The sequence below is a fragment of the Pseudomonas agronomica genome, assembly GCF_025917275.1.
GTDB lineage: Bacteria > Pseudomonadota > Gammaproteobacteria > Pseudomonadales > Pseudomonadaceae > Aquipseudomonas > Aquipseudomonas agronomica.
Genome location: NZ_JAOSHO010000041.1, coordinates 1 through 20,493, shown reverse-complemented (window position 1 = coordinate 20,493; position 20,493 = coordinate 1). Strand labels below are relative to the sequence as shown.

At 60.5% G+C, this 20,493-nt stretch carries 17 protein-coding genes; 7 read left to right on the top strand and 10 right to left on the bottom strand.

Translation table 11 applies throughout. The features are described from left to right. The first annotated feature begins 205 nt into the window (after nucleotides 1-205). Both ilvA and OC610_RS05895 read left to right on the top strand, forming a co-directional pair. Nucleotides 206-1,213 (top strand): threonine ammonia-lyase, biosynthetic, encoded by a 1,008-nt coding sequence (gene ilvA, locus OC610_RS05900; protein ID WP_264426987.1) that lies wholly within the window; start codon nucleotides 206-208, stop codon nucleotides 1,211-1,213. A gap of 380 nt (nucleotides 1,214-1,593) precedes the next feature. Next, nucleotides 1,594-1,872 (top strand): DUF1652 domain-containing protein, encoded by a 279-nt coding sequence (locus OC610_RS05895; protein ID WP_264426986.1) that lies wholly within the window; start codon nucleotides 1,594-1,596, stop codon nucleotides 1,870-1,872. 59 nt (nucleotides 1,873-1,931) lie between these two features. On the opposite strand, the gene OC610_RS05890 is transcribed toward OC610_RS05895, so the two are convergent. The 10 genes from OC610_RS05890 to OC610_RS05845 form a co-directional block, all read right to left on the bottom strand. Further along, nucleotides 1,932-2,879 (bottom strand): carbohydrate kinase family protein, encoded by a 948-nt coding sequence (locus OC610_RS05890; RefSeq protein ID WP_264426985.1) that lies wholly within the window; start codon nucleotides 2,877-2,879, stop codon nucleotides 1,932-1,934. Between the two features lie 12 nt (nucleotides 2,880-2,891). After that, the gene (gene xylB, locus OC610_RS05885; protein ID WP_264426984.1) at nucleotides 2,892-4,379 is read right to left on the bottom strand and encodes a xylulokinase; all 1,488 of its coding nucleotides are present in this window, start codon (nucleotides 4,377-4,379) and stop codon (nucleotides 2,892-2,894) included. 252 nt (nucleotides 4,380-4,631) lie between these two features. Continuing rightward, the gene (locus OC610_RS05880) at nucleotides 4,632-6,113 is read right to left on the bottom strand and encodes a mannitol dehydrogenase family protein (protein WP_264426983.1); all 1,482 of its coding nucleotides are present in this window, start codon (nucleotides 6,111-6,113) and stop codon (nucleotides 4,632-4,634) included. Between the two features lie 17 nt (nucleotides 6,114-6,130). After that, complete coding sequence (locus tag OC610_RS05875) at nucleotides 6,131-7,234, bottom strand: ABC transporter ATP-binding protein (RefSeq protein WP_264426982.1); 1,104 nt, start codon at nucleotides 7,232-7,234, stop codon at nucleotides 6,131-6,133. Nucleotides 7,235-7,354: 120 nt separating this feature from the next. After that, complete coding sequence (locus tag OC610_RS05870) at nucleotides 7,355-8,185, bottom strand: carbohydrate ABC transporter permease (RefSeq protein ID WP_030142681.1); 831 nt, start codon at nucleotides 8,183-8,185, stop codon at nucleotides 7,355-7,357. 10 nt (nucleotides 8,186-8,195) lie between these two features. Next, nucleotides 8,196-9,128 carry a carbohydrate ABC transporter permease gene (locus tag OC610_RS05865; RefSeq protein WP_030142680.1) on the bottom strand — a complete coding sequence of 311 codons (933 nt, stop codon included), beginning with the start codon at nucleotides 9,126-9,128 and terminating at the stop codon, nucleotides 8,196-8,198. A gap of 146 nt (nucleotides 9,129-9,274) precedes the next feature. Beyond that, nucleotides 9,275-10,585, bottom strand: a complete 1,311-nt coding sequence (locus OC610_RS05860) for an ABC transporter substrate-binding protein (RefSeq protein WP_264426981.1) — start codon at nucleotides 10,583-10,585, stop codon at nucleotides 9,275-9,277. Between the two features lie 319 nt (nucleotides 10,586-10,904). Continuing rightward, nucleotides 10,905-11,810, bottom strand: coding sequence for an AraC family transcriptional regulator (locus OC610_RS05855; protein ID WP_264426980.1), 906 nt, complete (start codon nucleotides 11,808-11,810; stop codon nucleotides 10,905-10,907). Nucleotides 11,811-11,893: 83 nt separating this feature from the next. Next, nucleotides 11,894-13,183, bottom strand: coding sequence for a glycosyltransferase family 4 protein (locus tag OC610_RS05850; RefSeq protein WP_264426979.1), 1,290 nt, complete (start codon nucleotides 13,181-13,183; stop codon nucleotides 11,894-11,896). A 75-nt stretch (nucleotides 13,184-13,258) separates the two neighbouring features. Beyond that, complete coding sequence (locus OC610_RS05845) at nucleotides 13,259-13,630, bottom strand: response regulator (RefSeq protein ID WP_264426978.1); 372 nt, start codon at nucleotides 13,628-13,630, stop codon at nucleotides 13,259-13,261. 258 nt (nucleotides 13,631-13,888) lie between these two features. Here OC610_RS05845 and OC610_RS05840 point away from each other — a divergent pair, with 258 nt between their 5' ends. The 5 genes from OC610_RS05840 to OC610_RS05820 are packed head-to-tail and all read left to right on the top strand — an operon-like array spanning nucleotide 13,889 to nucleotide 20,414. After that, nucleotides 13,889-17,374, top strand: a complete 3,486-nt coding sequence (locus OC610_RS05840; RefSeq protein WP_264426977.1) for a response regulator — start codon at nucleotides 13,889-13,891, stop codon at nucleotides 17,372-17,374. Next, nucleotides 17,374-18,189 carry a CheR family methyltransferase gene (locus OC610_RS05835; protein WP_030142674.1) on the top strand — a complete coding sequence of 272 codons (816 nt, stop codon included), beginning with the start codon at nucleotides 17,374-17,376 and terminating at the stop codon, nucleotides 18,187-18,189. The genes OC610_RS05840 and OC610_RS05835 overlap by 1 nt, the downstream gene beginning before the upstream one ends. Then, the gene (locus OC610_RS05830) at nucleotides 18,186-18,773 is read left to right on the top strand and encodes a chemotaxis protein CheB (RefSeq protein ID WP_264426976.1); all 588 of its coding nucleotides are present in this window, start codon (nucleotides 18,186-18,188) and stop codon (nucleotides 18,771-18,773) included. Before OC610_RS05835 ends, OC610_RS05830 begins: the two co-directional genes overlap by 4 nt. Before the next feature lie 5 nt (nucleotides 18,774-18,778). Further along, complete coding sequence (locus OC610_RS05825) at nucleotides 18,779-20,044, top strand: hybrid sensor histidine kinase/response regulator (RefSeq protein WP_264426975.1); 1,266 nt, start codon at nucleotides 18,779-18,781, stop codon at nucleotides 20,042-20,044. Next, on the top strand, nucleotides 20,037-20,414 hold the full coding sequence (locus OC610_RS05820) for a response regulator (RefSeq protein WP_030142671.1): 378 nt from the start codon (nucleotides 20,037-20,039) through the stop codon (nucleotides 20,412-20,414). The genes OC610_RS05825 and OC610_RS05820 overlap by 8 nt, the downstream gene beginning before the upstream one ends. Nucleotides 20,415-20,493 lie beyond the last annotated feature (79 nt).

Genomic DNA, 20,493 nt, shown 5'->3' with positions numbered 1-20,493 from the left:
ATGTGCGGAGGCTGGAATTTCAATTGACTTGCCTGCCCCCTCGCGGCTAGTTTCCAGCCATGACTTCCACCGCACTGCGCAGCCAGCCAAGCATTATTACCGCCATTCCTTATTTGGCGGGCTAGCTCACGACTGCACCCAACCCGCCCTAGAGGCGGGTTTTTTCTTTCTGTCTCCTGGGCCTGATCCGAACCAGGAGACCACTATGACCCCCACCCGCGCCGAGCAAACCCTGCTGGAGCACTACGTCAAGAAGATACTCGCCGCTCCGGTCTACGAACTGGCGATTCCCACGCCGCTGCAAGCGGCCCCAGCGTTGTCCCAAGCCTTGGGCAACCGGATCCTGCTCAAGCGGGAAGACCTGCAGCCAACGTTTTCCTTCAAGATCCGCGGGGCCTACAACAAGCTGGTGCAACTGACGCCGGAACAGCGTGCCCGAGGCGTTATCACCGCGTCGGCGGGCAATCATGCCCAGGGTGTGGCGTTGGCCGCACGGGAATTGGGCATCTCGGCCAGCATCGTCATGCCCCGGACCACACCGCAACTGAAGGTATCGGGCGTGCGCAGTCGAGGCGCCGAAGCGTTGCTGCAAGGTGAGAGCTTCCCGTTCGCCCTGGCGTTTGCGTTGGACCTGGCGCGGCAGACCGGGCGTGAGTTCGTCTCGCCGTTTGACGATCCGGATGTCATCGCCGGCCAGGGAACCGTCGCGATGGAGATCCTGCGCCAGCACCCAGGCCAGTTGGACGCTGTTTTCGTGCCGGTGGGCGGCGGAGGACTGATCGCCGGGGTGGCGGCGTACATCAAATACCTGCGTCCGGAAATCCGCATTATCGGTGTCGAGTCCGAACACTCCGCCTGCCTGCAGACGGCGATGGCAGCCGGTAAGCGGGTGACGCTGCCGAGCGTGGGCACCTTCGCCGATGGCGTGGCGGTGGCGCAGATCGGCGAACATGGCTTCGATATCTGTCGTTTCTGTGTCGATGAGGTCATGACGGTCAGCGATGACGAGCTCTGCGCGGCGATCAGGGACATCTATGACGACACCCGCTCGATCACCGAGCCATCAGGCGCGTTGGCGGTGGCGGGGATCAAGCAATACGTGGCGCAAAGTGCAGTGTCAGGCCAGACGCTGGTGGGCATCAACTCGGGTGCAAACATCAATTTCGACACGCTGCGCCATGTGGTGGAGCGCGCCGGTGCAGCCGTTTCTTAGAGAATGCGCACCACCACACGATTTTTTTAAAGCAGGCGACGAATGCCCGGTGTGCAATCGAAATAGTGGCTAATCTGAGCAATCAGGCAGGTCGGGACAGTTGCACTTTGCATGAATAAAACGCCGTTTGCGTGCAAATTGCATGACCGTCTCGCTTGATATTTTTCCTAAGTAATTGATTTGCAACAGTGTCGATGTATCGAGATAAGGGCATATTTTTTGCGGGTTGATTCGAGAGTTCGAATAACGAGCTTTAACAACACAACAACGCCAAGATGAACGAACGGCACGGCATTCGTAGTCCAGTCCGCAGGGAAGAATCGGACGAAAATACCGCCGTCGTGAACATAAGTTGGCTGCCTCAACAGGAGAGAGTTGCCATGTTTTTATCTGCCCTCGAAATGCGAAACATCATTGAAAGCAGCTTGCTGCCCAAGCGCTCCCAATGCACGTTGTCCCCGGATCTTTCCATGACGGTCAAGATTTACGACGATCACGAAACCGACCGCGTAGCGCTGATCAAAAGTGATATCGATGCCACCAAGCTGACAGGCTGCCGGGCCATCAACGATCTGATTGCCGAGCTGCGTACCGAGCTCGACCATGGCAATAGCGGCGGCAACTACTTCCAGCAACAGCACCGGATGAGCGGTCGTTAATCACGTTCCTTCATGAACCTGACGCCGGGATCGACGATGTTCGAGCCCAGCGTCCGGTTTCACTTGGCCTGGCTCAGTTGGTTACGATAGGGCAGGTCTGGTCCGTTCCTGCCACAGGTCAGCGCTGCGGCGCCCATGGCGAACGCCAGCATGCTGTCGATGTGTTCCCGCTCCAGCGAATTCACTCCTTCCACTGAATCGAGTTGCTGCTCCGTGAGCCAGGCGATCAACGCCGCCTGGAAGGTATCCCCTGCGCCCACCGTATCAGCGATGGTGACCGGGCAGGCGGGCAGCGACCACACGCCATGCCGACGGCTGAACGCCGTCGCGCCCTGGCCGCCACGGGTCAGGAACACCAACTGGCAACGATGCTCCAGCCAGCCGCTAATCACCTCGTGCGGGTCCTGGTCGGGATACAGCAGGCCCAGGTCTTCGTCGCTGACTTTGATCAGGTCGGCATATTGCACCAACGTCGCGATCCGCGAGCGCCACAGTTCGATGTCCGGTTGCGGGTTGAGCCGCACGTTGGGGTCCAGGCTGATCAGACGCCTGCCGCTTTCACGTTCCACCAGCGCCAGCAGCGTGTCGGCCACCGGTTGCACCACCAGGGAAAACGAGCCGATGTGCAAGCCGCGCACGTCCGGACCCAGCGTCGGCAGGTGTTCCAGGCTCAACTGCCGGTCGGCGCAGCCTTCGCCACGGAAGCTGTAGTGCGGCGAGCCATTGGCCCCGACCGCGACCATGGCCAAGGTCGTCGGCGCGTCGAAATCGTGGGCGAACCGGGTGCTGACGCCTTCATTGACCAGCACTTGCTGCAGGCGGCGACCCAGATAATCCGTGGAAAGCCCGGTAAACAGCGCCGACTCGACCCCCAGCCGACGCAACCCCACGGCCACGTTGAACGGCGAGCCACCCGCGATCGCCTTGTAATTCACTTGCGACGCTGGCGCTCCAGCGTCGTTTGCGCTGAAGAAATCAAACAGCGCTTCACCACACACCAAATACATAATTGCCTGCTCTCAAAGGGTTGCGACGTGTTGCCGGTAACGTTCGTAGGCGTGTTGCGACGCCGTGACATGTTCGGTGACGGGCCGGGTTTCGCTGGCCGGATCGAGCTTGACGCAGCGCTGGCACAACTGCGCCAGGGATTCTTGTGCATTGCCATGACACCACGCCGCCTGGATCGCGCCGCCCAGGGCCGCCGCTTCGCTCTGCTCGGTGCAGATGACCGTGGTGTCCATGATGTCGGCGACGATCTGCCGCCAGACCGCGCTCTTCGAGCCACCGCCGATCAGGCGGATGCTCTCGGCCTTGAGCCCGTTGGCGCGCAACAGGTCGAGGCCATAGCGCAGGCCGAACGTGGTGCCTTCGATCACGGCGCGGCACAGATTGGCCCGCGTCAGGTTGGTGGTCGTCAGGCCCAGCAGGCTACCGGTGGCATGGGGCAGGGCGGGGACGCGCTCGCCATTGAGGAACGGCAGCATGCAGACGCCCTCGGCGCCGATCGGTGCCTGGGTCACCAGGGTATTGAAGCTATCGATGTCCAGTTCGAGCAGCTCGCGCACGGCCCCGGTGGCGTTGGTCAGGTTCATCGTGCAGATCAGCGGCAGCCAGCCGCCGCTGGAAGAGCAGAACGTTGCCACCGATGCCTGCGGGCTGACGGTGGGATCCGCTGCATAGGCATACACGGTACCGGAGGAGCCGAGGCTCATGGTGATCACGCCGGGCTGGATGTTGCCGGTGCCGATGGCGCCCATCATGTTGTCACCGCCACCGCTGGAGACCACGGCTTCGGGGTTGAGGCCCAGGTGCGCCGCGATGTCGGGCAGGATTCTGCCGACGGGCTGGTGAGCCTCGATCAGTTCGGGCAACGCCGGTTGCAGCCGGCCGCTGGGGTCGATATGCCGCAGCAATTCCATGTCCCACTGGCGGGTGCGCACGTTGAAATAGCCGGTGCCCGAGGCGTCGCCGTATTCGCTGCAATGACGGCCGGTGAGCCAGTAATTGAGGAAGTCGTGGGGCAACAGGACGCTGGCGATACGTTCGAAAACATGCGGGTGCTGCTCTTTGGTCCATAGCAGTTTGGACACTGTGTAGCCGGGCGCGATGACCACCCCGAGGCGTTCCAGGGCGCCGCTTTCGCCGCCGAGGTGCGCCAACAGACGGTCGTTTTCCGCCGTGGTCTCGGTGTCACACCACAACTTGGCCGGGCGCAGCACCTCGCCTTGGTCATCCAGCAGCACCAGCCCGTGCTGCTGGCCGGACACGCCGATGCCAAGGATCGCGTTTCCATCGACCCCGGCGGCATTCAAGGCCTGATGAGTCGCCTGGGTGAATGCGTCGAGCCACTGCTGGGTGTCCTGTTCACGACGACCGTTGGCGCCGCTGATCATGCTGTGGCCAGCGGCGCCCTGGCCGAGTACCTCGCCACTGATCGCATCGAGGATCAGCGCCTTGGTGCCTTGGGTGCCGCAGTCGATACCCAGGAACAATTGTTGGTTTGCCATGGAAATCCTCGGGTCAAAAGAACAAAACACAGAATCTGTTGTGGCGGGGCAACTTGCTCCTGTCGGACCCTGTAGGAGCTGCCGAGCGAAGCGAGGCTGCGATCTTTCCCCAGACACTTGTACTCCAAGTGAAAAATCAAAAGATCGCAGGCTTCGCCAGCTCCTACAGGGCAGTGGGAGCAAGCTGACCTGTAGGAGCTGGCGAGCGAAGCGAGGCTGCGATCTTTCCACAAGAGCGGATCGCGCCAAACCTCAGTTTGCGTCAGCCAGCACTCGCTCAAGCGTTCTCGTCACCCCATGCTCGCGCAAGCTGTTGCAACACCACTCGAAGGCCGCCACGAATTCGGGTGAACGGGGAATCGCGGTGCCAAATATTTCTTCCACGTCCAGCATCCGCTGGGTCACCAGCACATCGTCGGCCACCAGCGCCTGGCAGAACGCCGCCCGTGGGTCGGGGATCGAATAGGTCGTGCCATTTTCATCCACGCCCTTCAGGTACACGGCCCAGGCCGCGACGACCAGCGCGGCACGGCGGGTCTCGCCCCCGTCGGCAATCAGCCGATTGATCGTCGGTACGGTGAATTTCGGGAATTTCGATGACCCGTCCGAACACACCCGTTCCAACTGGTCGGCGATGGCCTGGTTGGAAAAACGCGCCACCAGGGTGTCCTTGTACTCCGTCAGGTCGATGCCCGGCACGGGGGCCAGTTGCGGCGTGACATCCAAGTCCATATAGGCGCGGATGTAGCGCACGAACAGCGGGTCATTCATGGTTTCGTGGACGAAACGATAGCCCTTGAGGAAGCCCAGGTAGGTCAGGGCGAGGTGGCTGCCGTTGAGCAGCTTGATCTTCATCTCTTCATAGGGCGAAACGTCGTCGGTGAACTGCACGCCGACTTTCTCCCACGCCGGGCGACCGTTGACGAACTTGTCTTCCAGCACCCATTGCACGAACGGTTCGCAGACCACCGGCCAGGCGTCATCGACGCCGTGTTCGTCATGCAGTTGCAGGCGATGGGCGCTGCTGGTCATCGGGGTGATGCGATCGACCATGGCGTTGGGAAAACTCACATTCTGGTCGATCCATTGCTGCAACCCAGGGTCGCGCAACGCGGCAAAGGCGAGCAGTGCCTTGCGCGCGACGGCGCCGTTGTGGGGCAGGTTGTCGCAAGACATCAGGGTGAACGCCGGGGTGCCCGCCGCGCGGCGCTTGGCCAGGGCGGCGCAAAGAAAGCCGAACACGGTTTTCGGTTCGTCGGGGTGGCTCAGGTCGTGCTGGATCTGCGGCAGATGGGCCATGAACTCGCCGTTGCTGTCGTCGATGCAATAGCCACCCTCGGTGATGGTCAGCGAGACGATGCGAATCTGCGGGTCGGCCAGTTTGTCGATCAGCGCCCGGGCGCCGTCTTCGGCCAGCAGCATGTCGGTGATGGCACCGATCACGCGGACTTCGGTGTCGTCGGTGTCGCCCAGTTCATACAAGGTAAACAGGTAATCCTGGCCGGCCAGGTCATCCCGGGCGCGGCGGTCTTCGGCGCGCAGGCCTACGCCGCAGATCGCCCAGTCGAGGCCTTCGCCGGTGTTCATCAGCGCATCGGTGTAGTACGCCTGGTGGGCCCGGTGGAAACCGCCGACGCCGATGTGGGCGATGCCTTGGCGACGGTCGCCCAGGTTATAGGCGGGCAGGACGACCTCGGCGTTGAGGTTGTGCAGGTTCTGTCGGTTGAGTTTCATTGCAAAAATCCCGTCAATCAGGCGGCAGCGCGCAGCGCGCGGGAAACCGCGACGCCCTCGGCATCGAATAAGTGGCAGTGTTCGGCGTCCAGGTGCAGGTCCAGTTGTTCGCCGAAACGGCTCGCCAGATCGCCACGCACCCGCATGGTCAAGGCTTCGCCGGACGCGGTGACAACGTGGCAGAAGGTGTCGCTGCCCAGGCGCTCGCTGACGTCGGCGGTGACGCGCAGCGTGCAGTCGCCCGGCTGGGCCAGGTTCAGGTGTTCCGGGCGGATACCCAGGGTCACGGCACCGCCAACGCTCAGGTTGGCGCCGCTCAGCGGCAGGCTGATGCGGGTCCCGGCGTCGAGCAGCACTTCACAACCCTGACTGTCGAGCCCGGTGACCTTGCCCTTGAGAAACCCCATCTTCGGCGTGCCCAGGAACCCGGCGACGAACAGGTTGGCGGGCTGGTGGTACAGCTCCAGCGGCGAGCCGACCTGTTCGATGCGCCCGCCGTTGAGTACGACGACCTTGTCGGCCAGGGTCATGGCTTCGACCTGGTCATGGGTCACGTAGATCATCGTCGCTTGCAGTTCCTTGTGCAGGCGCGCCAGTTCCAGGCGCATCTGCACCCGCAGGGCCGCGTCAAGGTTGGACAGCGGCTCGTCGAACAGGAAGATTTTCGGATTGCGCACGATGGCCCGGCCGATCGCCACGCGCTGGCGCTGGCCGCCGGACAGCTGTTTGGGCTTGCGTTCGAGCATCGGCCCCAGTTCGAGGATGCGCGCCGCTTCGTTGACCTTCTTCTCGACCTCGGCCTTGGGTACGCCGGCCAGATCGAGGGCGAAGGACATGTTCTTGCGCACGCTCATGTGCGGGTACAAGGCGTACGTCTGGAACACCATCGCCAGGTCGCGCTTGGCCGGGCTGACTTCGGTGATGTCGCGGCCATCCAGTTCGATGGTGCCATCGCTGACGTCTTCCAGGCCGGCGATCAGCCGCAGCAGGGTGGATTTGCCGCAGCCCGAAGGGCCGACGAAGACCACGAACTCGCGGTCGTTCACCTCAAGGTCTATGCCCTTGATGATGGAGAAACCTTCGAAGCCTTTTTGCAGATTCTTGATTTTCAGGTTGGCCATGATGATGGGCCTCCACTTGTCATTTATTCAGTTGGCTCAGGAAGATCGCAGCCTCGCTGTGCTCGGCAGCTCCTACGGGGGACGTGTAGGTGCTGGCGAAGCCTGCGATCTCTTGACGTTTCATTTCACCGCGCCGAAGGACAAACCGCGCACCAGCTGTTTCTGGCTGATCCAGCCGAAAATCAGGATCGGGGCGCAGGCCAGGGTCGAGACGGCAGACAACTTGGCCCAGAACAAACCTTCAGGGCTGGAATACGAGGCGATCAGTGCGGTCAGCGGCGCGGCTTTGGAGGAGGTGAGGTTCAGCGACCAGAACGCCTCGTTCCAGCACAGGATCAGCGACAACAGCACGGTGGAGGCCAGCCCGCCCTTGGCGATCGGCAGCAGCACGCGGACCATTTCCTGCCACAGGGTGGCGCCGTCCAGGCGCGCGGCTTCGAGGATGTCGCGCGGGATGTCCTTGAAGTAGGTGTAAATCATCCAGACCACGATCGGCAGGTTGATCAGCGTGTAGATGATGATCAGCGCGATGCGGGTATCCAGCAGGCCAAACTGCTTGGCGAGCAAGTAGATCGGCATCAGCACACCCACCGGCGGCAGCATCTTGGTGGAGAGCATCCACAGCAGCGTGCCTTTGGTGCGCTGGGTTTCGTAGAACGCCATGGAGTACGCCGCCGGCACCGCGATCAGCAGGCAAAGGGCGGTGGCGCTGAAGGAAATCACCACCGAGTTCCAGGCGAAGCTGAAGTAGTTGCTGCGCTCATTGATGTGCAGGTAGTTCTCCAGCGTCGGCGCGAAGATGAACTGCGGCGGTGTGGCGAAGGCATCGATTTCGGTCTTGAAGCTGGTCAGCACCATCCAGAAGATCGGAAAGAAGATCACGATCGCGATGGCCCAGGCCAGCGTGCCCAACAGCAGGCTTTGCAGGCGACGGGATTGTTGGAGAGTCATGGCGACGGCCTCAATGCTTGTCGGTGAGGTTTTTGCCGATCATCCGGACCAGGATGATGGCAGCGATGTTGGCGATCACCACGGCGATCAGGCCACCGGCCGACGCCATGCCGACGTCGAACTGCACCAGCGCCTGGTTGTAGATCAGGTAGGCGAGGTTGGTGGAGGCATAGCCCGGGCCACCGTTGGTGGTGGTGAAGATTTCGGCGAACACCGACAACAGGAAAATCGTTTCGATCATCACCACTACGGCAATCGGGCGGGCCAGGTGCGGCAGGGTCAGGTGCCAGAAAATCGCGATCGGGCCGGCACCGTCCAGGCGGGCGGCTTCTTTCTGTTCCTGGTCGAGGGACTGCATGGCGGTCATCAGGATCAGGATCGCGAAGGGCAGCCATTGCCACGACACAATGATAATGATCGACAGCAGCGGGTAATGGGCCAGCCAGTCCACCGGCTGCGCACCGAAGAGCTTCCACACGGAGGCGAGGATGCCTGACACGGGGTGGAAGATCAGGTTCTTCCAGATCAGCGCGCCGACGGTGGGCATGATGAAAAAGGGCGAGATCAGCAACACCCGGACGATGCCGCGGCCGAAGAACTCGCTGGCTTCCAGCAGCGCGCTGATCAAGACACCGAGCACGATGCTGATCAACAGCACGCTGCCCACCAGCAGCAACGTATTGGTGGCGCCGGGCATGAAACCCGAGTCGGTGAGGAAATAAGTGAAGTTCTCCAGCCCGACGAACTCGTTTTCGCCGGGATAGAGCAGGTTGTAGCGGATCATCGAGAAATAGACGGTCATGCCCAGTGGCACGATCATCCACAGCAGCAACAGGGCGACCGAAGGGCTGACCAGGAACCAGCCGGGGTTGGCCAGGCGGATCTTGCGGGCTGGCGGGGCTATTTCGATGGGGGCTTTGACTGTCGTTGTTGAAGTATTCATGGCATTGAACCGATTTTATGCAGACCTACAAAAATCCACTGTGGGAGCGAGCTTGCTCGCGATGAGGTCGGCACAATCAACATTTTTGTTGCCTGACACTCCGCCATCGCGAGCAAGCTCGCTCCCACATAAAGGCGAAAAGTGGATTACTTGGGATACCCGGCGCGCTTCATCTCGCGTTCAGTGGTGGACTGCGCGGCGGTCAATGCCTGGTCCACGGTCTGCTGGCCGGTGAGCGCGCCCGAGAAGAACTTGCCCACCTGGGTACCGATGGCCTGGAACTCGGGAATGGTCACCAACTGGATGCCGATGTAGGGCACGGGCTTGAGGGTCGGGGCTTTCGGGTCGGCGACCTTCAACGACTCCAGCGTCACCTTGGCGAACGGCGCTGCCTTCATGTACTCGTCGCTGTAGGTCGAGGTGCGGGTACCCGGTGGGACGTTGGCAATGCCGTCGGTCTTGGCGACCAATTGGCTGTACTCCTTGGACGTTGCCCAAGTGGTGAAGACCTTGGCGGCGTCCTTGGCTTTGGAACTGGTCGGAATCGCCAGGGACCAGGAGTACATCCACGAGGTGCCCTTGTCGGTTTTCTCGTGGGGGGCGAAGGTGAATCCGACGTGATCGGCCACCTTGCTCTGGGTCTTGTCGGTCACGAACGAACCGGCGACGCTGGCATCGACCCAGACCGCGCACTTGCCGCTGTTGAACAGCGCCAGGTTCTCGTTGAAGCCGTTGCTGGACGCGCCGGGCGGGCCGGATTTCTTCATGTTGTCGACGTAGAAGTTCAGCGCATCCTTCCACTCGGTTCCATTGAACTGCGGCTGCCACTTCTCATCGAACCAGCGCGCACCAAAGCCGTTGGCGAGGGTGGTGATCAGCGCCATGTTCTCGCCCCAACCGGCCTTGCCTCGCAGGCACAGGCCGTATTGCTCCTTGGATTTGTCGGTGAGCTTTTCTGCGAACTCACCGATCTGGGTCCAGGTCGGGTGTTCGGGCATGGTCAGCCCGGCGTCCTTGAACAGGTCCGTACGGTAGTAAGTGATCGAACTCTCGGCGTAGAACGGCAGGGCGTACAGCGAGCCCTTGACCGACAAGCCATCGCGCACGGAAGGGAAGACGTCCTCCAGGTCGTAGGAAGCCGGCAGGTCTTTCATGGGTTCCAACCAGCCCTTGGCGCCCCAGAGTGCAGCTTCGTACATGCCGATGGTCAGCACGTCGAATTGTCCGCCCTGGGTGGCGATGTCGGTGGTCAGGCGTTGGCGCAGGACGTTTTCTTCGAGCACCACCCAGTTCAGCTTGATGTCCGGGTGCTCGGCCTCGAAAGTCTTCGAGAGCTTTTGCATGCGGATCATGTCGCTGTTGTTGACGGTGGCAATGGTCAGGGTTTGTGCGCCGAAACTGACGCTGCTGAGGGTCATGCAGGTGGAGACAAGCAGAGCTTTTACCGAAGGTTTCATCGCACACTCCTTTTCCGCGCCCACGGGCTGCAGAAGGACAGTTATTGTTTTTGTGTCTTCCGGATGAGTGGAAGAATGTGCGCTGATTACAGCCCTCAATGAACGGTGTGACAAATCATCCGTCACACTTTTACTGATACTTTTTTGCACTGGAAAGATTGAGGCGTTGGGATTTGCTCTCGCTGGATTCCGTAGGAGCTGGCGCAGCCTGCGATCTTTTGATCTTTGATCTTTCGTTCCAGACTCAATGGGCGATGCAAAGATCGCAGCCTCGCTTCGCTCGGCAGCTCCTACAGGCTCAGGGGGATCCGGTGAATATTCAGCCCTGGTTCTGCTCGGTCAACCGCTGCACCGCCAGCCGCCGGTAATGAGAAGGGGTCATGCCCTTGAGTTGCTGGAAGCGCCGGTTGAAGTTGGAAATGTTGTTGAAACCCGATTCAAAGCACACATCCGTCACGGGTTTGTCGCCATCGGCCAGCAGCTCGCAGGATTTGCTGATGCGCAGGCGATTGACGAATTCGATGAAGCAGCGCCCGGTGGCTTGCTTGAAAACCCGGCTGAAATAGGTGGGTTTCATGCCCAGGTGCTCGGCCACTTCCTCCAGGGGCAATTCGCGGGCGTAGTGGGCGAAAATGTAATCCACCGCGCGGTTGGTACGGTCAATGCTGTGCTCGTCCGCCGCTTGCGTGGAGGTGGCGCCTGAAAGCAACTGGTAGTCGTCGCAGCTCGCCAGCAATTCCATGAGGATGAAAAAATAACCCAGTCGGCTCATGCCCTGGGAATCGGCGATGCGCTGCATGAGCACCATTGCCTGGCGGACGGTGCGTTTGCAGCGGAACTCGATGCCGTATTGAGCCCGCTCCAGCAACGGCGCCAGGGTCTTGAGTTCGGCAAACACCTGGTTGCCACTGTCGAACAGCTCATCGGTGAAATTCACCAGCATGTCGCGCTTGGGCACCACTTCATCCTCCTCCACCTGGCTGATCCAGTTGTGGGGCAGGTTGGGGCCGGTGAGGAACAGCGACTGCGGGGAAAAGTTGCCGATGTAGTCGCCGATAAACACCTTGCCCGAACTCGCGACGATCAGGTGGAGCTCGTATTCCTTGTGGAAATGCCAGCGCACCAGCGGGCAGGGGAAACCGTGCTGGCGGTAGATGATGGACAGGCCGTTGTGATCGTCCATCAACTCGTAGGAAGGGTCGGTGACTCTGGCTGTGCGGGTCATGTGCCTGGCGCTTTTGTTGTTATCGCCGCTGGATAATGCCCCCTTCGCCGTCCGGGTTCCAGCCCTGGCGAACGAAGCCTGGCTCAGCTGTTGCGGTTCTTTTCCTCGATCCATTGGGACATGTACTGGGTGCTCTTGTGCTGATGGTGACGCAGCATGCTGCCGATGAAGTTGTCCCGGCGGCGTCGTGCCAGGTCGGCGCGGCAGGCGTTGAGACTGTCGATCAGCGCAGGGGCGTGGACCTGCCGACGGAAACGCTCCGCCAGCAAGGCCAGCCCCGCCTCTTGGGCATGGGCCCAGCGGGTTGGGTCGGTGTACAACTGCACGGCGGCGTTGGCGATGGCCTCGGCGCTCTGTGCGATCTCACCGGGCCAGGGCATGCCGCCGTGCATGGCTTCGGCGCCGATGGGCGTGGTGATGCTGGGCGTGCCGCAGAGCATGGCTTCGATCAGCTTGCCCTTGATGCCGGCGCCGAAACGCAGCGGCGCCAGGCAGATACGTGCCGAGGACATGACCTGCAAGGCGTCCTCGGCCCAGTTCATGATATGAAAGCCCTGGCTCGGGTTGTGCAGCGCCGCGGCCTTGGGGGGCGTATAGGCGCCGTAGAGATGCAGTTGGGCCCCGGGCAATCGTTGGCGAATCAGCGGCCACACGGCGTTTTTCATCCAGAGTACGGCGTCCCAGTTCGGTGCGTGGCGGAAATTGCCGATGCTGAGGAAATGCGCCCGGTCTTCGAAGGGCACGAACGGGTCGCTGGGCAGATCCAGCATCAACGGGCACCAGAGCAGCAACTCGCGCGGCACCTTGAAGTGTTCAACCAACAGCTCGATTTCGAACTCGGACACCATCAGGTTCAAGTCGCAACGCAACAGGGCGGCAATCTCGCGCTTGGCCATGTCAGTGTCGGCCATCAGTTCGAATTCTTCGCGCAGGGCCGGGGCGAACAGATCGCTGAAGTCCTGGGACGTCTCGTCGGCTTTCAAGCGATCCTTCAGGCGCTGGTGCCGGGCATGACGCAGGCTCTGCAAGTCCGACGTTTCCAGCACCCGCAGGGCGTCGGGGCAGTGTTTTTCCACCCGCCAGCCAAACTGTTCTTCCATCATGAACTGGTCGAACAGGACGATATCCGGCGCCAGCTCACTGATGAACAGATCGAAACTGCTGTTATTAAGCTCGATCGGTACTTCCCGGATGCCCAGCTCGATCAGGTCGGCGCGGTTTTCACCGGGCCGCGCGGGGCTGCTGAAGGTGATGTCCCAGCCTTGTCCAAGGAAAGCGTCCAACAGTTGCATGACATGCCCACCGGCCGCCGATGAGCGTGGCTCGGGCCAGACATAGCCGATAACCAGGACTTTGGTGGTGGGGTGAGGCATGGCGAGCAATCCTTGGAGCGGTTCAGGCGCAGTCGGCGCGCGGGGCGCCGATAGTGACCAAGAATGCGCCTGGGCTCAAGAAAGAATCCTTTTGACCTTGTCGCGCAATTGATCAATGGAGAACGGTTTGCCAATCACGTTCATGCCTTCTGGCACGTCGATGCTTTCGGCGTAGCCGCTGGCGAACAGGATGGGAAGTCCGGGGCGTACGCTGCGTGCTTCTTTTGCGAGTTCACGACCGTCCATGATCGGCATGTTGACGTCGGTCATCATCAGGTCGATGGGGCGCTCCGTATCTTTCAACAGCGCCAGCGCCTCTTCGCAACCTTCTGCCTCCAACACCTTGTATTCCAGCTCTTCCAGCACATCGACAATCAACATGCGCACGATGCTGTCGTCTTCGACTACCAGAATGGTGGGAGGGGTGACAGGAGCGGGGACGGACATAATAGACTTCTCGGAAGATGGAATCGGGAGGGCGTGGCAAAGAACCGGCCGTATGCATGAGTAAGTCGCGAGGCGGCACAAGTTCCCGAACTTGTACAAGAAAGGATCTATAGTACAAGAGCTGACAAGGATAGTCGCATCCTTGAGACCCAGGCGAACGGCCTGGGGATTTGCGTCCTGGACTTGTCGGAAGTGTGGATCCAACCCGTGTTTTTGGGCAAACTCCACGGTTTTCAACTTTCCACCAGGGTCATTTCCATGCCTCTTTCGTCTTCGGTCGACGAGCACAGTTTTCGCAAGCTCCTGAGTCGCAATATCAGCCTGCCCCTGGGCATGGGCGCCCTCAGTGCCGTGTTTTTCATTGCGTTGATCACGTACCTGCTGTCGGTGATCCAGTGGGTCGGGCACACCGATCGGGTCATCAACAACGTCAACGAAGCCATGAAGCTGAGCGTGGACCTGGAAACCGGCATGCGCGGCTATTTGTTGAGCGGTGACGAACACTTCCTCGATCCCTATGAAGTGGCCAAGCCGCGCATCGCGGTGGCACTGGATACATTGTTGGAACTGACAGCCGACAATCCCGTGCAGACTGACCGTCTGCACAAGATTCAAGCACTCCAGGTGGAATGGGCCAATTACGCTCAAGGCATGATCGACCTGCAGCGCAGCAGTGGCGATTATCGCGGCGCCCTGAAGGCCGGACGTGGCAAGCGCTTGACGGACGAGATACGCCAGACGTTCGAGGATGTCGTCGAAACCGAGCAGCAGTTGCGCGCCCAGCGCAACGAGCGAGTGCGCACCACAACGGTCTGGAGCATTGTCCTGTACCTGCTGTTTGTCGCAGCGGTCAGCGGGCTGCTGGCCTATGTGGGGCGCCGGGACCTGTTGAACCTGTCGCGCAGCTATAGCGTGACGCTCAAAGTGCAGCAGGAAGGCGCGGCGCACCTGGAGAAACAAGCGTGGCTGCGCAATGGGCAGACCCAATTGGCCGAGCAGGTGTTGGGCCAACTGAGCTTGAATCTGCTGGGCCGCAACATCCTGCAGTTTTGCTCGCAGTACCTCGGCACCGTGGTTGCAGCGCTTTATGCGCGGGAAGAAAACGGCGTCCTCCGGCGCGTTGCTACCTATGGCATGTCCCGGGAGGATGACGAGCAGCAACAGGTCATCGTCGATGGCGAAGGCATCGTCGGGCAGGCCGTGCGCCAAGGCCGCGTCATCCGTCTTGATGATGTCCCGGACGACTACCTGAAAGTCAGCTCCGGGCTCGGCAAGGGGCGACCCAACTGCGTGCTGGTGGTGCCCACCCGTGATGACGACCGCATCAACGGCGTCATCGAGCTGGGCTTCCTGCGGCCCTTGACCGAGCGGGACATCGATCTGCTGGAGCTGGTGGCCGGCAACATCGGCACGTCTATCGAAGCGGCCCGTTATCGCCAGCGCCTGCAAGAAGTCTTGGCCGAGACCCAGCAGTTGAACGAAGAGCTGCAAGTGCAGCAGGAAGAACTCAAGACCGCGAACGAGGAGTTGGAAGAGCAGTCGCGCATCCTCAAGGAGTCCCAGGTACACCTGGAGGCCCAGCAGCAGGAGCTGGAGCAGACCAACGAGCAATTGGCCGAGCAGCGCGACGCGATGGACCAGAAGAACAGCGAGCTGAACCTGGCCCAGATCCAGTTGCAGGAGCGCGCCGAAGAACTGCAGCGTTCGAGCAAGTACAAGTCCGAGTTCCTGGCCAACATGTCCCACGAGCTGCGCACGCCGCTCAACAGCTCGTTGATCCTGTCCAAGCTGCTGGCGGAAAACCCGCACAAGAATCTCAGCGAAGAGCAGGTCAAGTTCGCCGAGTCGATCTATTCCGCCGGCAATGACCTGCTGAATCTGATCAATGACATTCTCGATATCTCCAAGGTCGAGGCCGGAAAACTGGAGATGCGCCCGGAAAACACCGGCGTTGCGCGCCTGGTAGAAGGGCTGCGGGACCTGTTCACGCCGTTGGCAAGGGAGAAAGGCCTGGACTTCGACGTGCAGGTTCAACCCGATGCGCCAGCGATGCTGTACACCGATCGCCAGCGCCTGGAACAGGTGCTCAAGAACCTGTTGTCGAATGCGGTGAAGTTCACCGAACACGGCTCTGTACGGCTCAACGTGGCGGGCCAGCCGAGTGGCGGCATCGCGTTCATGGTCCGCGACTCGGGGATTGGTATCGCCGCCGACCAGCAGCAGAGCATCTTCGAGGCGTTCCGCCAGGCTGACGGCACCACCAATCGCCGTTACGGCGGCACGGGGCTGGGGCTGTCGATTTCCCGGGACCTGGCGATTTTGTTGGGCGGTTCCATCTCGGTGACCAGTGCGCCAGGGCAGGGCAGTGAATTCACACTGGCATTGCCTGGACGCTATGTTGAGCCCGGAGACAGCCCCATCGCGCCGATGACGTTCAGCCCGCCGGCAGCGTCGCCGACACCGGTCCAGGCGCCTGCACCCGCGCTGGCACCGTTGGTCGCCGAGGTGGAGGCGCCTGTCCCGCAATTCGCTGATGACCGCGAGAAAGCGCCTTTCGACAGCCGTTGCATCCTGGTCATCGAAGACGAGCCCAAGTTTGCCCGGATCCTGTTCGACCTGGCCCACGAGCTTGGCTATCAATGCCTGGTAGCCCACGGTGCCGACGAAGGGTTTGACCTGGCCTCACGGCTCAGCCCCGACGCGATCCTGTTGGACATGCGCCTGCCGGACCACTCCGGGCTGACGGTGCTGCAACGCCTCAAGGAACAGGCTGCCACCCGGCACATCCCGGTGCATGTCATTTCCGTCGAGGACCGCGTCGAAGCGGCAATGCACATGGGCGCCATCGGTTACGCGGTCAAGCCGACCACACGCGAGGAGCTCAAGGACGTGTTCGCACGCCTGGAGGCCAAGCTGACCCAGAAGGTCAAGCGGGTGCTGCTGGTGGAAGACGATGACCTGCAGCGCGACAGCATTACTCGCCTGATCGGCGACGAAGACATCGAGATCACCGCCGTCGGCCTCGCCCAGCAAGCCCTGGATCTGCTGCGCGACAACGTCTATGACTGCATGATCATCGACCTCAAGCTGCCAGACATGCTCGGTAACGATCTGCTCAAGCGCATGTCCAGCGAAGAGATCTGTTCGTTCCCGCCCGTGATCGTCTACACCGGGCGCAACCTGACGCGTGATGAAGAAGCCGAGCTGCGCAAGTATTCGCGCTCGATCATCATCAAGGGCGCACGTTCGCCGGAGCGCCTGCTGGACGAAGTGACACTCTTTCTGCACAAAGTCGAATCCAGGCTGTCACATGAACGGCAGCGGATGCTTCAGACTGCCCGCAGCCGCGACAAGGTTTTCGAAGGCCGCAAGGTGCTGTTGGTGGATGACGATGTGCGCAACATCTTTGCCCTGACCAGCGCCCTGGAGGCGAAAGGCGCGATCGTGGTCATCGGTCGTAACGGCTATGAGGCGATCGAACGCCTGAATGAAGTCGAGGACATCGACCTGGTGCTGATGGACGTGATGATGCCCGAGATGGATGGCTTTGAAGCCACCACGCTGATCCGCAAGGACCCGCGCTGGCAGAAACTGCCCATCATCGCGGTGACGGCCAAGGCCATGAAAGATGATCAGGAGCGGTGCCTGGCGGCCGGTTCCAACGATTACCTGGCCAAGCCGATCGACCTGGATCGCCTGTTTTCACTGATTCGCGTGTGGTTGCCGAATATGGAAAGAATTTAGTGGAACGTAACACTGACATTGAACTTCGTCTGTTGATCGAAGCGATCTACCTGAAGTACAGCTACGACTTCCGTGATTACTCCGGCGCCTCCATCAAGCGCCGGGTCCTGCATGCGTTGAGCCAGTTCGATTGCAAGACGATCTCGGCGCTGCAGGAGCGGGTGCTGCATGATCCGGGTGCGTTCATGCAGTTGCTGCAATTGCTGACGATTCCCGTCAGCGAGATGTTCCGCGACCCCTCGCATTTCCTGGCGATCCGCGAGGAAGTGGTGCCGCTGCTCAAGACCTATCCCTCGATCAAGATCTGGATCGCCGGTTGCAGTACGGGGGAGGAGGTTTATTCCATGGCGATCCTGCTGCGCGAGGAGGGGCTGCTGGAGCGCACGCTCATCTACGCGACGGACATCAATCCGCGGTCGCTGGAAAAGGCCAAGCAGGGCATCTTCTCGTTGGAAAACGTCAGGGCCTACACGCAAAACTATCAGCGGGCGGGAGGCCGGCAATCGTTTGCTGATTACTACACCGCCGCCTACGATTACGCCATGTTCGATAAAACCTTGTGCCAGAACGTGACGTTTGCCGACCACAGCCTGGCGACCGATAGCGTTTTCTCGGAAACACAGTTAATTTCCTGTCGTAACGTATTGATATATTTCAATAAAAAATTGCAAGATCGTGCCTTCGGCTTGTTCCACGAATCACTCTGCCATCGTGGTTTCCTGGTGTTGGGCAGCAAGGAAACACTGGATTTTTCGGTGTTTGGCAAGCAATTCGAACCGTTGGTCAAACAGGAACGGATCTATCGCAAGTTATGAAATCAATGACGGACAGGCCCAGGCCCGTGATCGAGGCCATTGTCGTCGGCGCGTCTGCCGGCGGCGTCGAAGCGCTGCTGAAAGTGTTCAGCCGATTGCGCCCAGGGTTCAGCTTGCCGATCCTGGTGGTGTTGCATCTGCCGGACGAGCGCAACAGCCAGCTTGCCCCGGTGTTCGGTCATCGCCTCGCGGTACCGGTGGAGGAAGCCCGGGACAAACAGGACATCGTGCCCGGAACCCTATACGTTGCGACGCCCGGTTATCACCTGTCGATCGAGGCTGACCGTAGCCTGTCCTTGAGCCTGGAAGAACCGGTGCACCACTCTCGCCCCTCCATTGATGTGTTGTTCGAGTCGGCCGCCGATGTCTATGGCCGTCATTTGCTGGCAGTCGTGCTGACTGGTGCCAATAGCGATGGCGCACGGGGCCTGGCCAAGGTGAAGGCGCTGGGTGGCATTACGGTTGTCCAGGACCCGGAGGAGGCGCAGGTCCCAACCATGCCCGAAGCGGCACTTACCTTGCACGAGCCCGACCACATCCTCACTTTGCAGGGCATCGGCCAGTTGCTGGCCGGCCTGGAATGAATCACATGCCAAGAGATATTCAAGCCAAACTGCTGATCGTCGATGATCTGCCTGAGAATCTGTTGGCCCTGGAAGCGTTGATCAAACGCGACGACCGTCAGGTCTATAAAGCCCTGTCGGCGGACGAAGCATTGTCCCTGCTTTTGCAACATGATTTTGCCCTGGCGATCATCGACGTGCAGATGCCGGGCATGAACGGTTTCGAACTGGCCGAACTGATGCGCGGCACGGAAAAGACCCGCAGTATCCCGATCATCTTCGTCAGCGCCGCCGGCCGCGAGCGCAACTACGCCTTCACCGGCTATGAAAATGGCGCGGTGGATTTCCTGCACAAGCCGCTGGACAACCATGCGGTCAAGAGCAAGGTCAACGTATTCGTCGAGCTTTATCGCCAGCGCAAGGCGATGAAGGAACAGGTGATTGCCCTCGAGCAGAGCCGTCGGGAGCAGGAGCAACTGCTTCAGCAACTGCAAGCCACCCGCAGCGAACTCGAACAGGCGGTGCGCATGCGTGACGATTTCATGTCGATCGTCGCCCATGAGGTGCGTACGCCGCTCAACGGGCTGATCCTGGAAACACAGCTGCGCAAGATGCACCTCGCCCGGGACAACGCCGCGGCGTTCACGCTGGACAAGGTGAAGGCGATGGTCGAGCGTGACGAGCGCCAGATCAAGAGCCTGATCCGCTTGATCGAAGACATGCTGGACGTGTCGCGGATTCGCACCGGCAAGCTGTCCATCCGTCCGACTCGCTTCAACCTGACGGCGCTGGTACAGAACCTGCTGCATAACTTCCAGCCGCAGATCGCCGCCGCCGAATGCACGGTGACCTGTACCGCCGAATCATCGGTGGAAGGGCATTGGGATGAGTTTCGCATCGAGCAGGTGGTTTCGAACCTTTTGACCAACGCGTTGCGCTATGGCAGCAAGAGTCCGATCGAGGTGCGGGTCTACCAGACGCCCGATCATGCCTGCGTTGAAGTCCAGGACCATGGCATCGGCATCAGCGAAGAGAACCAGGCGCGTATTTTCCAGCAATTCGAACGGGTGTCGTCCAAGGCTGCCGCGGCGGGCCTGGGCCTGGGGCTGTTCATTTCCGAGCAGATCGTCACCGCCCACGGCGGTATCATCACGGTCAATAGTCGCCTCAACGAAGGGGCGTTATTCCGCGTTTGTCTGCCTTTTCAGAAAACTGGCGAACGGACGCAACCTCTGAGCGACCCCAAGGTCGTATCAGCAGCTATTGATCCAACAAAGGCTTCTCATGAGTGAAGATGCGCAAGACGTTGTACTGATCGTCGAGGATGACCCATCGATTCTGATGGTGCTGTCGGCCTACTTGTCCGGCGAGGGTTATCGGGTGCTGCAGGCCGAAAACGGTGAGCAGGCATTCGAGATCCTGGCGAGCAAGCCTCATCTGGACATGATGATCACTGACTTTCGCTTGCCCGGTGGTATTTCCGGGGTGCAGATTGCTGAGCCTGCGGTGAGGTTGCGTCCGGACTTGAAGGTTATTTTCATCAGTGGTTATGCGCAGGAAGTGCGTGAGACTGACAGTCCGATTACGCGCAAGGCGCCGATTTTGGATAAGCCGTTTGATTTGGATGTGTTGCAGGGGATTATGCAGGGGATGCTGTCTTAGGTTTGTGGTAACGGGTGGTTGAGTACATATCCGTTTCTGCGGTAACGGCCGCTTATGGTTCCGCTCTTACAGCGGGTCA

Bases quoted from the DNA above. Each gene is read 5' to 3' on its own strand.
- OC610_RS05870 (WP_030142681.1), bottom strand. From the start codon at position 8,185: ATGACTCTCCAACAATCCCGTCGCCTGCAAAGCCTGCTGTTGGGCACG.
- OC610_RS05860 (WP_264426981.1), bottom strand. From the start codon at position 10,585: ATGAAACCTTCGGTAAAAGCTCTGCTTGTCTCCACCTGCATGACCCTC.
- OC610_RS05855 (WP_264426980.1), bottom strand. From the start codon at position 11,810: ATGACCCGCACAGCCAGAGTCACCGACCCTTCCTACGAGTTGATGGAC.
- OC610_RS05825 (WP_264426975.1), top strand. From the start codon at position 18,779: ATGCCAAGAGATATTCAAGCCAAACTGCTGATCGTCGATGATCTGCCT.
- OC610_RS05875 (WP_264426982.1), bottom strand. From the start codon at position 7,234: ATGGCCAACCTGAAAATCAAGAATCTGCAAAAAGGCTTCGAAGGTTTC.
- OC610_RS05880 (WP_264426983.1), bottom strand. From the start codon at position 6,113: ATGAAACTCAACCGACAGAACCTGCACAACCTCAACGCCGAGGTCGTC.
- OC610_RS05895 (WP_264426986.1), top strand. From the start codon at position 1,594: ATGTTTTTATCTGCCCTCGAAATGCGAAACATCATTGAAAGCAGCTTG.
- OC610_RS05865 (WP_030142680.1), bottom strand. From the start codon at position 9,128: ATGAATACTTCAACAACGACAGTCAAAGCCCCCATCGAAATAGCCCCG.
- OC610_RS05890 (WP_264426985.1), bottom strand. From the start codon at position 2,879: ATGTATTTGGTGTGTGGTGAAGCGCTGTTTGATTTCTTCAGCGCAAAC.
- OC610_RS05830 (WP_264426976.1), top strand. From the start codon at position 18,186: ATGAAATCAATGACGGACAGGCCCAGGCCCGTGATCGAGGCCATTGTC.
- OC610_RS05840 (WP_264426977.1), top strand. From the start codon at position 13,889: ATGCCTCTTTCGTCTTCGGTCGACGAGCACAGTTTTCGCAAGCTCCTG.
- ilvA (WP_264426987.1), top strand. From the start codon at position 206: ATGACCCCCACCCGCGCCGAGCAAACCCTGCTGGAGCACTACGTCAAG.
- OC610_RS05820 (WP_030142671.1), top strand. From the start codon at position 20,037: ATGAGTGAAGATGCGCAAGACGTTGTACTGATCGTCGAGGATGACCCA.
- xylB (WP_264426984.1), bottom strand. From the start codon at position 4,379: ATGGCAAACCAACAATTGTTCCTGGGTATCGACTGCGGCACCCAAGGC.
- OC610_RS05850 (WP_264426979.1), bottom strand. From the start codon at position 13,183: ATGCCTCACCCCACCACCAAAGTCCTGGTTATCGGCTATGTCTGGCCC.
- OC610_RS05845 (WP_264426978.1), bottom strand. From the start codon at position 13,630: ATGTCCGTCCCCGCTCCTGTCACCCCTCCCACCATTCTGGTAGTCGAA.